A 12,422-nucleotide genomic window follows, 5' to 3' on the forward strand; every position below is an offset into this window, starting at 1 on the left:
CCCCCACCCCCACCGCTCCCTCGACTGTTGTCCTACCTACCCTTCAGGACGGGACAATGTTCACCCTCTTCACAACATCCGGACCTTCCTGTACTTCCAAGGTGTTGCACGTTGATCCGCCCCTGTTCCCCCACAGAGGACCATGACTGCTCCCACTGTCCTCATCTCGGATGATGAGCCCCTCGTCGTGTCCGCACTCGCCCGGGAGGCCAAGCGCTCCGGCCTCGTGTGCGTGTCCGACACCACCTCCGAACATGTGCTGGAGCTGGCCCGCAAGCACCGGCCCGCGGTCATCATCCTGGACATCAACCAGCACCAGGACGGCCGAGACCTGCTCGCGCAGCTGAAGAAGGACCCCGTCACCCGCGACTCCAAGGTCATCATGCTCAGCGGCGTGGAGGACCAGTTCACTCGCCACGTGTGCTTCGAGCTGGGCGCCGACGACTACGAAGTGAAGCCGTGCGACCCCACCTTCATGGCCCGCATCGCCCGCCTGGCCGCCGCCGCAGTGCGCCCCCCCGCTTCGCCCGAAGCCGCCTGACTCACGACGGGCGCAGCGAACGGATGGCCGCCGCGCGGTCCTTCGCGCCGAACACGTAGCTGCCCGCCACCAGCACCGTCGCCCCCGCGTCCACCACGCGCTTCGCCGTCTGCGCGTTGATGCCGCCGTCCACCTCGATGTCCACGTCCAGCCCGCGCGCGTCCAACATCGCGCGCAGCCGGCGGACCTTGTCCACCGTGGACTCGATGAACGACTGCCCCCCGAACCCGGGGTTCACGCTCATCAAGAGCACCATGTCCACGTCCCCCAGCACCTCTTCAATCGCCACCAGCGGCGTGCCCGGGTTCAACACCACCGCCGGCTTCGCCCCCGCAGAACGAATCTGCTGGAGCGTGCGGTGCAGATGGGGGCTCGCCTCCTGGTGCACCGTCAGCACGTCCGCGCCCGCCTTCACGAACGCGTCCACGTACTTCTCCGGCTCGACAATCATCAGGTGCACGTCCAGCGGCTTCGTCGCCACCCGCTTGATGGCCTCCACGATGGGCGGCCCCAGCGTGAGGTTGGGGACGAACCTGCCATCCATGACATCCACGTGAATCCAGTCGGCGCCGTCCGCCTCGATGCCGCGGACCTCCTCGGCCAGGCGGCTGAAGTCACAGGAGAGCAGCGACGGGGAGATGCGGACGGGGCGGGTCATGGCGGCGCTTCATAACCGCTTCCCGTTGGCCACGGTACCGCTGCCCGACTGGACAGAGACCTGGCGGACACAGGTGAACCCAGCAGGTGGGGGTCCCAGGCGGCCGACACACCGCGCGTGCTACAACTTGGCGCGCCCGCGGCCATCCGCCGCATCCCACGGAGCCCGCCCCGGTGCTTCCCCAGTCCGTGCCCGCCTCCCCCAACCTGTCCCGCCGCCTCGCGAAGCTGACGTCCATCCTGGATGTCGCCAAGGCGATGAGCGCCGAGCGGGACCTCGACCTGCTGCTGCCCCTCATCCTCTATGAGGCCACCAAGGTCGTGGAGTCGGACCGCTGCTCGCTCTTCATCCTGGACCGCGAGCGCGAGGAGCTGTGGAGCAAGGTGGCCCAGGGCTCCAAGAATGAAATCCGCCTCCCCATGGGCAGCGGCATCGCCGGCCAGGTCGCCCACACCGGCGCCGTCATCAACATCCCCGACGCCTACGCCGACCCCCGCTTCAACAGCAGCTTCGACGTCTCCAGCGGCTACCGCACCCACACCATCCTCTGCGTCCCCATGCGCGACGCGAATGGAGACGTGACGGGCGTCATCCAGGCCCTCAACAAGCGCGGCGGGCAGGTGTTCGACGCGGAGGACGAGGAGCTGCTGCTCGCCCTGGGCGCCCAGGCCGCCGGCGCGATTGAAAACGCACTCCTCCACGAAGAAATCAACCGCCTCTTCGAGGGCTTCGTCTCCGCGTCCGTCGTCGCCATCGAAGCGCGCGACCCCACCACCGCGGGCCACTCCGGCCGCGTGGCGGACCTCACCGTGTCGCTGGCCCGGGCGCTGGAGCATCACACCACCGGCCCGTATGCCCAGACGCGCTTCACCGCCGTGGAGCTGCAGGAGCTGCGGTACGCGTCGCTGCTGCACGACTTCGGCAAGGTGGGCGTGCGCGAGAACGTGCTCGTCAAGGCGGAGAAGCTCTACCCGCATGAGCTGGAGACGCTGCGCGCCCGCTTCCAGCTGGCTCGCAAGGACCTGCAGTTGCAGAGCTCCCGGCGCAGGCTCGCCTCCGTCGAGGCACGCGGCCTGGCCGCCCTGCCCTCCATCCACCAGGAGGAGGACGCGCGGCTCGCCCAGGAGCTGGCGCAGCTGGATGAGGTGATGGGCTTCCTGCTCACCTGCAACAAGCCGACGGTGCTCGCGCAGGGCAACTTCGAGCGGCTGCTGGAGCTGGGCAAGCTCAGCTACACCGACGCGCACGACCATGGGCAGCCGCTGCTGCTGCCCAACGAAATCCAATCCCTCTCCATCACCCGCGGCACGCTCTCTCCAGAGGAGCGCCGGGAGATCGAGAGCCACGTCGAGCACACGTACCGCTTCCTGTCGCAGATTCCGTGGACCCGGGCGCTGCGCCGCGTGCCGGAGATTGCGTACGCGCACCACGAGAAGCTGGATGGCACGGGCTACCCTCGCGCCGTCCCGGAGATTCCGGTGCAGTCCCGGATGATGTCCATCTGCGACATCTACGACGCGCTCACCGCGAGCGACCGGCCCTACAAGAAGGCCGTGCCTCACACGCTCGCGCTGGACATCCTCAAGAAGGAGGCGGGGTCCGGACAGCTGGACAAGGACCTCTTCACCATCTTCGTCGAGGCGGAGATTCCCCGCCGGGCCCTCAGGAAGGGCCCGGCGTAGAGCACTGCATCAGGCGCTGATGGTGTGCAGCCGGAGGCTGTTGATCTTGCCCGGCTGGCCCACCGGCGCGCCGAACACCACCACCACGCGGTCGCCCCTGCGCGCGAGGCCTCGCGACACCAGCTCCTCCTCCACGCGGCGGAGCATGGTCTCCGTCTCCTGGATGGGCTCCAGCACGCGCGGCACCACGCCCCAGAGCAGCGACAGGCGGCGGCGCACCTCCTGGTTCGGGCTGAACGCGACAATCGGCACCGTGGGCCGGTAGTGCGCGAGCAGCCGCGCCGTCACGCCCGACAGCGTGAAGGCCGCGATGAGCGAGGCGCCGCTGGCCTTGGCCGCCTCGCACGCCACGCGCGCGATGACGTCCGGGAAGTGCAGCGGCAGGCCCAGCGGGGCCTCAATCACGCGCGGCTGATGCTGGGCGCGCGAGGAGGACTCGGCCGCCAGGATGATGCGCTCCATCATCTGCACGGAGTCCACGGGGAACTTGCCGCTCGCCGTCTCACCCGAGAGCATCAGCGCGTCCGCGCCGTCGTACACGGCGTTGGCCACGTCGCTGGCCTCCGCGCGCGTGGGACGCGGGTTGTCGATCATCGAGTTGAGCATCTGCGTGGCCACGATGACGGGCAGGCCGCGCAGGTTGGAGCGCCGGATGATGTCCTTCTGGACGGCCGGCACCTCTTCAGGGGGAATCTCCACGCCCAGGTCGCCGCGGGCCACCATCACGCCGTCCGTCTTGTCGAGGATGGCGTCCAGGCGCGCGATGGCCTCCGGCTTCTCCAGCTTGGAGATGATGGGCACCGTGCGGCCCACCTCCGCCATGGCCTGGCGCGCGGAGTCCAGGTCCGACGGCTGGCGCACGAAGGACAGCGCGATGTAGTCCACGCCCGCCTTGAGGCCGAAGATGAGGTCCTCGCGGTCCTTGGGCGTCAGCGCGTCCGCGCGCACCGCCACGCCGGGCAGGTTGATGCCCTTGTTGTTCTTCAGCACGCCGCCGTGAACGACTTCCGTCTTGATGAGCTGCTTCTTGTCCGTCTCCACGACGCGCAGCTCCAGGAGGCCGTCGTCCAGGAGGATGCGGTCGCCCGGGTTCACGTCCGCCGCCAGGTGCGGGTACGTGGTGGACACGATTTCATCCGTGCCCTTCACCGTCTCGTCGGTGGTGATGTGGAAGGTGGCGCCGTGCTTCAGCTCCGTGCTGCCGGTGATGAAGCGGCCGGTGCGGATCTTCGGACCCTGCAGGTCGCCCAGGATGCCCACCGCCTTGCGCACCTTCAGCGAGGCCGCGCGCAGCATGTCGATGTTCGCCTGATGCTGCTCGTGGCTGCCGTGGGAGAAGTTGAGCCGGGCCACGTCCATGCCGGCCTCCAGCAGCGCTTCCAACATCTCCGGGGTCTGACTGGCAGGGCCGAGGGTGCAGACAATCTTTGCTCGTCGCATATGAGGCCGAACATCCGGCTCCCCCGCGTTTCGGTCAAGACATGACCGAATGTGCCCGAGCAGGTAAACCAGTAAACGTCCAGGCTGCTCGGCGTGCGCTCAACCGCGCAACAGCGCGCCCAGGTTCTCGCGCTCCCAACGCAGCGCGGCGGCGTAGTGCGGGTACGTGCGCTCGCGCTCGCGGAAGGCGCGCGGGTGGTGCACGCGGCGCCCGGTGCGATTGCTGCTGGGGAACAGCTGGTGGAGCATCTCGTGGAAGACGATGAACTCCACGAAGAAGGCGGGCACGTCCGGCTTGTCCAGCGCGGGGTGGATGCGAATCTCGCGCGTCTGGTGGTCGTAGACGCCCAGGCGGATGGACTTGCGGCGGCGGCGCGGGGGCATGCGGCCCCAGCCGATGCGGGCCTGGATGGCGTTCTGGAAGTAGGCCTCGTTGACGCCGTTGTAGAGCGCCCGCAGGTCGAAGCAGCGGCCGAGCGGATTCAGCTCCGCGTCGGACTCACGCCGCAGCTGCCGGATGAGCGGCTGCTGGCCCCGGATGTATTCGTCCAGGAGGGCGCCCGCGGCGCGGTGGCCCCGGCCCGCGTAGTCCGCCACCGCGCGCACGATGCCTTCGGGCGCGTCCAGGAACATGTGGTGCAGCCGCAGCTGGAGCACCTGCGAGCCACGGCGGAAGGACACCATGGTGGAGCGGTTGTCCGTCACGGCCAGGCGCACCGGCATGCCCAGGTTCGCGCTCAGGCGCCACGCGAGCGACTCCGCGCGCGTCCACAGCTCCTCGCGCGACGCGGTGAGGACTCGCGGTGCTTCCTCCGCGACGCGGTTGCGCGGAGGCAGGGGCGCGGGGCCCTCCGGCACGCGCTGCGCGGAAGAGGCGGCGCGTTCCGCGGACGAGCCACGCGGAAACAGGGACATCTGGCGGAAGGCTTCGGGCGTCACGCGGGGGGCATCGTACCCGGCACTTCCCGAACCTCAAGGCCAGGGGCTGGACGCCCGTCCGCCTGTCGACCGGGCCCACACGCTGCGCATGACACCCCGGGTTGAATCCGTCCCAGTGGCCCTGTCCTTCAGGGCAGGCCCGGGTCCCCATGGCGCGACTTGAGCAGCCGCTCCAGCCGCTCCGACTCCATGCGCACCACGAAGGTCTTCTCCCGGGCATACGTCACCTGCCCGGGGGCAGCGCCCTTCAGCTTGCGCACGAACTTCACCGGCAGGTAGCTCACCTCGCCGCGCGGCTCGCCCTTCGCCCCCGAGTGGTGCAGCGCGAGGTGCGCCGCGTCCAGCAGCACCTCCTGGGACACCTCCCCGTTCTTCTCCAGCGGCACCACCACGTGGCTGCCCGGCAGGCCCCGCGCGTGCAGCCACAGGTGCCAGGGACGGGCCACCTTGAAGGTGAGCTGGTCGTTGTCCTCCGAGCCGCGCCCCACCCAGATGCGCGCGCCGCCGTGGCCCACGTACTCCTTGAAGGGGAGGCCCCCCTTCGGCCCCTCCTCGCCCTGGACGACCTGGAGCACTTCGGCCTGCGCCATCAGCGCGGCGTCATCCATGGCCTCAATCTGCGTGAGCGCCGTCTGCGCGTGGGCAACCTCCCGCGCGAGCTCCGCCTCGCGGTGGCGGGCCTGCTCCACGCCGCGCAGGAGGCGCCGGTACTGGTGGAAGTGCCAGTCCGCCTCCTCCTTCGGGGTGCGCTTCGGGTCCAGCTTCACCTGGACCTCCTCCACGCCGGCTTCCGTGTAGGCGGTGAGCGTCACCTGCGCCGCGCCGCGCTTGAGCCGGTGGAGGTTCTGCGCGAGCAGCTCACCCACCTCGCGGTGCTTCTCCGCCTCCGGGCCGCGCTGGGCCTCCGCGCGCACCTTCTCCAGCGTGCGGGAGGAGCGCTTCAGCCGCGCCCGGTACGGCTGCGCGAGCCGACGGCGGATGGCGTCCGCACGGCTGGTGCGGTCCTTCTGCCCGAGCACCCGCTCGGCGGCCTGCAGCTTGGGGAGCGTGTCCTCTTCCCGCGGCTCCAGGCGCGAGGGCTGCGCGCGTCCCTTCGCCAGCGCCTCCGGGGACACGGGCTCCGGCGGCGACCACTGCGCTCCGGGATAGAGGTTGCGCCGCTGGCCGAAGCCCTCGCCGGAGAGCATCAGCACCCGGTTGTTGTCGCTGAGGATGAGCAGTCCCCCGGGCGCGCCCACCTCCAGCACCAGCCGGCGGCGCACGTCTTCGCGCTCGAACTCCAGGACGATGGCGCGGCTCTCCTCCAGGTAGCGCGCGGCCTGGAGCTTGAAGCCGGTGAGCTCCTGGCGCAGCCAGCGCTGGAAGGGGGCGGGCTCGCCCGGCGTGGGGAAGCGGTCCTCCGCGACGGACAGGCGCGACAGCTCGCCTTCGGCGCACAGACACAGGACCACCGATCTGCCCGGGACGCGCAGCTCCAGGTAGGCCAGGCGGGGCAGCGGGCACCACGCCTTCTGGGCCACCGCGCCCACCAGCCGAGCCGCGGCCTCCGCCACGACCTCACCGAACTCCACCGGACGCAGCGACATGGGCCCTCCCGGACGCGGGACGCGAGGAGGGAACCCCTGGCCCGCAAAAGAAAAACGGCCCGGCGGGTTTCGCCGAGCCGTTCACCGGACGTCAACCGACGTCCGTCATGACGCTTTGCTTCAGGCTTCCGGCGTCGCCGGGGCCGCAGCGGCCTTGCTGGCGCTCTTGCGGGTGGTCTTGCGCGCGGACTTCTTCGCGGCGGCCTTCTTGGCCGGGGCCTTCTTGGCCGCACCGCGCTTGGCGGCAGGGGCCTTGCGGGCGGCGGTCTTCTTCGACGCGGTCTTCTTCGACGCGGCCTTCTTCGCGGTCTTCTTCTTCGCGGCCATCGGAATCCTCCGTTCAGTGTTGAGGCCCGCGAGGACGCGAGCCCTGCACCCACTTTGGACTGAACGTGAGTGCTTGAAATGAATGGTACGGGCGACATGCCAGTGTGTCAACGCATGGTGATGTATTGCAGTGCGCGGCGAGGCCGATTTTTGGCCTCCGGGCGCTTCGAACCGTTCGTGGGCGGTCATTTCGGGGGTCCGGCGCGTCGCGTGCGGGGCCGAATTTCCGGCTCCGGGCGCATTTCGAGGGTCCGCGCTACAGGTATGGATGTCCGCTGCCGTGCATCCGGCGCGCGCGCATCGCGTCGCTTCCCGTCGTGAAGGCGGCGACCTACGGTGCCCGCCCGCATGAGCTCCACCGCGCTGACCTTCCCCGCGTCCTTCACCTTCGGCGTCGCCACGTCCGCGTACCAGGTGGAGGGCGGCATCGAGAACGACTGGTCCCAGTGGGAGCGGCAGGGGAAGTTGAAGGAGCCCCACGCACGGTGCGGCCGCGCGGTGGACCACTGGAACCGCTACGCGGAGGACTTCGCGCTGGCGAAGGCGGTGGGGGCCACGGCGTTCCGGCTGTCGCTGGAGTGGGCGCGCATCGAGCCCGAGCGCGGCCGGTTCGATGGCGCGGTGCTGGAGGGCTACCGCGAGCGACTCTTGCGGCTTCGCGCGCTGGGCTTGCGGCCGGTGGTGACGCTCCATCACTTCACCCACCCCACGTGGTTCCACGCGTCCACGCCCTGGCACCTTCCGGAGAGCCTGGAGGCCTTCCGCCAGTACGTGCGCCAATGCGCGCCCCTGTTGGAGGGGCTGGACGCGCTCGTCATCTCCTTCAACGAACCGATGGTCCTCTTGTTGGGCGGCTACCTCCAGGGCCTGATGCCGCCGGGCATCACGGACGGGGCGAAGACGATGGCCGCGCTGGGCAACCTGGTGCGCGCGCACGTCATCGCGCGCGAGGAGCTGGGTCAGCGTCTGGGCCGGGTGGAGCTGGGCATCTCCCAGAACATGCTCGCGTTCGCGCCGGACCGCTGGTGGCATCCCCTGGACCGCTCGCTGGTGCGGCTGGCGGCCCCCGCCTACAACCACGCGTTCCACGAGGCGCTGTCGTCCGGCCACCTGCGCGTGTTCATGCCGGGGGTCGCGTCCACGGACGTGCGGATTGAAGGGGCGCGCGACTCGGTGGAGTTCGTGGGGGTCAACTACTACACGCGCGCGCACCTGCGCTTCATGCCGCGCCCGCCCTTCATCGACTTCAAGTACCGCGACCCGGATGGGCGCGGGCTCACCGACATCGGGTGGGAGAAGCGGCCCGAGGGCTTCCTCCAGCTGCTCCAGGAGGTGAAGCGCTACGGCAAGCCGGTGTGGGTCACGGAGAACGGCATCGACGACCGGCAGGGGTCGGTGCGGCCGGAGTACCTCCACACGCACCTGCGCCAGGTGCTGGCCGCGCGCGAGGCCGGCGTGGACGTGCAGGGCTACCTCTATTGGAGCCTGCTGGACAACTTCGAGTGGCTGGAGGGTTGGGGCCCGCGCTTCGGCCTCTATCACGTGGACTTCGACACGCTGGAGCGCCGCCCCACCCCGGCCTGCGACTACTTCCGCACCGTGGCCACCGGGCGCGTGCTGGTGCCGCCCTCCGCCACGAGCGCGGGCGGCGCGGCTCAGCCCAGCGCCGCGCGGTAGTCCACCTCGGGCTCCTCCAGAGGTGCCGTGGGGTCGGTGTCCGCGCCCGCGAAGAAGCGGCGCACGCTGTCCTCCACCGCCTCCGGCGAGTCCAGCCCGTTCACCTCCGAGCGGAAGTGCGCCGCGCCCTTGAGGCCATGGGCGTACCAGGCCAGGTGCCGGCGGAAGGAGCGCACCGCGCCCAGGGGGTCCCCGACGAACTCCGCGTGGGCCCGGGCGTGCTCCAGTACCAGGTCGCAGCGCTCCTCCGGCGTGGCGGGCGGGCCGCCCGTCAGCTCGCGGAAGAGCCACGGGTTGCCCAGGGCGCCCCGGCCAATCATCACGAAGTCGCAGCCGGTGCTGTCCAGCATGCGGTGCGCGTCCGCCACCGTCTTCACGTCCCCGTTGCCGATGATGGGCAGCTCCGGAAAGTGGCGCTTCAGGTCCGCGATGTGGGCCCAGTTCGCCTGGCCGGAGTAGCCCTGCTCGCGCGTGCGGGGATGGAGGGCGAGCCCCGCGCACCCCGCCTCCTGGAGGGCCTCCGCCACTTGAAGGTAGTTGAGCGTGCGCGCGTCCCAGCCCGAGCGGATCTTGCAGGTGACGGGCAAGCCGGTGGCCTCACGGATGGCGCTCACGATGGCCGCGGCGCGGGGCACGTCGCACAACAGGCCACTGCCGGCGCCGTTGCGCACCACCTTCTTCACCGGGCAGCCCATGTTGATGTCGATGAGCTGCGCGCCCGCCGCCTTGCCCACCTGCGCGGCCTGGGCCATGGCCTCCGGTTCGCCGCCAAAAATCTGGAGCGAGTAGGGCTTCTCCACCGCCGCGTCGTAGCGCAGGTACTTGAGGGTGCGCTGGTTCTGCCGCATCAGCCCCTGGGCGCTGACCAGCTCCGTGGGGCACAGGGCGGCGCCCAGCCGGAAGGCGATGACGCGGAAGGGGCGCTCGCTCACGCCGGCCATGGGCGCGAGGATGTAGGGGTTGGGGAGCGAGTAGGGACCCAGCTTCAGCATGCGAAAAAGACACCCTATACCTGGAGGGGAACAGAAGCGCGCGGGGCATGAGAACGACCCTGCGCGAGTGGGGGCCAACGATTAAGGTCCCCACCCATGTTCCGTTTCAGGCTCGGGAGCGTCCCCGTCCACGTCCACACGAGTCACCTGCTGTTCTCCGCGGTGCTCGCCTACCAGTCCCTGCCGTCGCCGGGGCGGCACTCGGGTGCCGGGTGGCTGGGAGACCAGCTGGCCGACCCCTCGTCGCCCGGGCACATGGGCGCGGTGGCGACCTACGTGCTGTCCTGGATGTTCATCGTCTTCGTGTCCGTGCTCATCCATGAGCTGGGGCACGCGGTGGCCTTCCGCTTCTTCGGCTACCAGCCGAGCGTGGACCTGGTCTTCATGGGCGGCGTCACCCGGCCCAACACGGACGCGCCGCTGCCCTGGCACAAGGACGTGGTGAGCAGCTTCGCGGGCCCGCTGGCGGGGCTGACGCTGGGCGTCCTGTGCTGGGCGGTGCTGATGCAGGTGCGGGGCCGCTCGGAGGTGGCGGACTTCTTCCTGAGCAACTTCTTCTTCGCCAACATGGTGTGGGCGGTGCTGAACCTGCTGCCGGTGCCGCCCCTGGACGGCGGGCACATCAGCACGGCGCTGGCCACGCGGATGTTCGGGCGGCGGGGCTTCATCGTGTCGCACGTGCTGGCGCTGGGCCTGTGCGTGGGCATGGTGCTGCTCGCCATCAAGAGCGGGGCCCTGTTCATGGGCGTCCTCTTCGCCTCGTTCGGCTACCAGGCGTTCCGCGTGCTGGCGGACGTGATGCGCGCGCGCAACGAGGCGAAGGAGGAGGAGGGCCCCAAGGCCCAGGCCCTGCGCGAGGCGCAGCAGGCCCTGCGCGAGGACCGGCTGGACGACGCGTGGCGGCTGGGCAACCTGCTGCTGGAAACGCAAGGGCTGTCCGCGGGGCTCACCAGCCGCGCCCATTACCTGTTGGGCTGGGTGGCGCTGAAGCAGGGCCACGGGCGGCCCGCGCTGGACCACTTCTCCCAGGTGCAGGGCCAGCCGGTGGAGATGCACGCGGTGGCGGCGGCCTTCTCCCTGGTGGGGGATGACGCCCGGGCGGTGGGCTACTGGAAGCAGGCGTGGGGCGAGTCGCAGGACCGCACCGTGATGCACGAGTACGCGGGCGCGCTCATCCGCCTGGGCCAGGTGAATGAAGCGCTGCGGCTGCCCGGCGTGGACCCGGCGGCCGCGTTCCGGTGCGCGGAGCGGGCGCTGTTCATCCGGGGCGCCTATTCGGAGGCGGCGGCGGTGAGCGAGGCGGCGCTGAAGTACGTGCCGGACCCGGGCATCGCGTACGACGCGGCCTGTGCGTTCGCTCGCGCGGGCAACGTGACGGACGCGGTGCGGCTGCTCCAGCGCGCGGAGTCCCTGGGCTTCCAGGACGCGGCGTATGCCTCCTCCGACGAGGACCTGTCGCACCTGCACGGCCACCCCGCCTTCGAGGAGTGGCTTACGCGGCTGCGGCCAGCGGCCTCGCCCTGAGGCCGGGCTGACGCCGCGCCCGGACATCCCGCCCGGAGACATCCGGCCGTGAGGCCACCGGCCCACCCGGCCGGGCCCCGGCCACGCGTGCCCGGCCCTGGGGCCTGGGAGGGCTACTTTCTCCCGTGAAGCGCCTCCGGGGCCTAGAGTCCCCGCCTGCCCCGTGAGCCCTTCGTCCCCTCCCGTGAAACCTTCCGCCGCGCCCGTGCGTACCGGTGACATGCCGGCATCCCCGGGAGCTTCCGGCGACTCGGATGAGGTGTTGATGGAGCGGTTCTGCCAGGGAGACGCGCAGGCGTTCGACGCGCTCTTCCAGCGCTATGCGCGCCCCGTCCAGGGCTACCTGGCGCGGCTGACCGGCAGCGCCGCCACCGCCGAGGACCTGACCCAGCTCACCTTCCTGTCCCTGGTGCGCGCGCGCGGCCGCTATCAGGCGGGCGCCCGCGTCCGTCCGTGGCTGTACGCCATCGCCACCAACGCCGCACGGGACCATGCGCGCCGCCACCGCCGGCCGGAGGACCTCACGCCGGAGGGAGAGCTGCCCCTCACCGCCGTGGCGGACACCCCGGAGCCGCGCGACGCGGGCCTGGAGCGCGCGGTGCAACGCGCCCTGGCGCAGCTTCCCGAAGGCCAGCGGCTGCCCATCCTCATGCACCGCTTCGAGGGCATGGGCTTCGCGGAGATCGCCGAGGCCCTGGGCCTCACGGAGAGCGCGGTGAAGGTCCGCGCCCACCGGGGCTACGCGCGCCTGCGCGAGCTGCTCGCCCCCCTTCAGCAGGAGACCTCGCGATGACGCCCGAGTGCGAACGCGTCCTGGACTGCCTGGACGGCCCGTTGCCTCCGGAGCTGGCGTCGCACGCGGCCGGCTGCGCGGACTGCCGCGCCCTCCTGGACGGCTTCCAGGTCCTGGCGCCCCCCGCCGTGGCACCGCCCCCCGTCCCCATCAACGAGGCGAAGCTCGAACAGACGCGGCGCCAGTCCCTCACGGAGCTGGCCGCGCAGCCGCTGCCCACGCCGTGGTGGAAGGAGGTGGCGGTGCTGCTCGCCACCTATCTG

General features: G+C 70.7%; 11 protein-coding genes and 1 pseudogene. 6 read left to right on the forward strand and 6 right to left on the reverse strand.

The annotated features are described in order from the left end of the window. Positions 1-142 precede the first annotated feature (142 nt). Positions 143-541 carry a response regulator gene (locus tag D7W79_RS28850; protein WP_120528602.1) on the forward strand — a complete coding sequence of 133 codons (399 nt, stop codon included), beginning with the start codon at positions 143-145 and terminating at the stop codon, positions 539-541. 1 nt (position 542) lies between these two features. On the opposite strand, the gene rpe is transcribed toward D7W79_RS28850, so the two are convergent. Then, a complete protein-coding gene (gene rpe, locus D7W79_RS28855) occupies positions 543-1,199 on the reverse strand; it encodes a ribulose-phosphate 3-epimerase (RefSeq protein ID WP_120528603.1) in 657 nt (218 codons plus the stop codon). Positions 1,200-1,372: 173 nt separating this feature from the next. Here rpe and D7W79_RS28860 point away from each other — a divergent pair, with 173 nt between their 5' ends. Beyond that, complete coding sequence (locus D7W79_RS28860) at positions 1,373-2,881, forward strand: GAF and HD-GYP domain-containing protein (RefSeq protein WP_120528604.1); 1,509 nt, start codon at positions 1,373-1,375, stop codon at positions 2,879-2,881. Between the two features lie 9 nt (positions 2,882-2,890). On the opposite strand, the gene pyk is transcribed toward D7W79_RS28860, so the two are convergent. From pyk to D7W79_RS28880, 4 genes are all read right to left on the reverse strand, one after another. Further along, positions 2,891-4,321: a pyruvate kinase gene (gene pyk / locus D7W79_RS28865; protein WP_120528605.1), complete on the reverse strand. Its 1,431-nt coding sequence runs from the start codon at positions 4,319-4,321 to the stop codon at positions 2,891-2,893. A gap of 99 nt (positions 4,322-4,420) precedes the next feature. Then, positions 4,421-5,236 (reverse strand): hypothetical protein, encoded by an 816-nt coding sequence (locus D7W79_RS28870; protein WP_120528612.1) that lies wholly within the window; start codon positions 5,234-5,236, stop codon positions 4,421-4,423. 152 nt (positions 5,237-5,388) lie between these two features. After that, on the reverse strand, positions 5,389-6,846 hold the full coding sequence (locus tag D7W79_RS28875) for an NFACT RNA binding domain-containing protein (protein ID WP_120528606.1): 1,458 nt from the start codon (positions 6,844-6,846) through the stop codon (positions 5,389-5,391). Positions 6,847-6,966: 120 nt separating this feature from the next. Then, a complete protein-coding gene (locus tag D7W79_RS28880) occupies positions 6,967-7,173 on the reverse strand; it encodes an excinuclease ABC subunit A (RefSeq protein ID WP_120528607.1) in 207 nt (68 codons plus the stop codon). A 348-nt stretch (positions 7,174-7,521) separates the two neighbouring features. Here D7W79_RS28880 and D7W79_RS28885 point away from each other — a divergent pair, with 348 nt between their 5' ends. Beyond that, positions 7,522-8,850, forward strand: coding sequence for a glycoside hydrolase family 1 protein (locus D7W79_RS28885; protein ID WP_120528608.1), 1,329 nt, complete (start codon positions 7,522-7,524; stop codon positions 8,848-8,850). Here the strand turns inward: D7W79_RS28885 and dusB are convergent. Further along, the gene (gene dusB, locus D7W79_RS28890; protein WP_120528609.1) at positions 8,829-9,842 is read right to left on the reverse strand and encodes a tRNA dihydrouridine synthase DusB; all 1,014 of its coding nucleotides are present in this window, start codon (positions 9,840-9,842) and stop codon (positions 8,829-8,831) included. The two genes, D7W79_RS28885 and dusB, sit on opposite strands and share 22 nt — an antisense overlap. A gap of 96 nt (positions 9,843-9,938) precedes the next feature. Between dusB and D7W79_RS28895 the strand changes: the two genes are divergently transcribed. The 3 genes and pseudogenes from D7W79_RS28895 to D7W79_RS28905 all read left to right on the forward strand — a co-directional run. After that, entirely contained in the window at positions 9,939-11,366 is a 1,428-nt protein-coding gene (locus D7W79_RS28895; RefSeq protein WP_120528610.1) for a site-2 protease family protein, read from the forward strand. A 205-nt stretch (positions 11,367-11,571) separates the two neighbouring features. Then, entirely contained in the window at positions 11,572-12,159 is a 588-nt protein-coding gene (locus D7W79_RS28900) for an RNA polymerase sigma factor (RefSeq protein ID WP_244222023.1), read from the forward strand. Further along, positions 12,156-12,422: pseudogene (locus tag D7W79_RS28905) on the forward strand (DUF1109 domain-containing protein); the annotation flags it as partial. The gene D7W79_RS28900 and the pseudogene D7W79_RS28905, both read left to right, overlap by 4 nt.

This window comes from Corallococcus exercitus (genome assembly GCF_003611585.1).
GTDB lineage: Bacteria > Myxococcota > Myxococcia > Myxococcales > Myxococcaceae > Corallococcus > Corallococcus exercitus.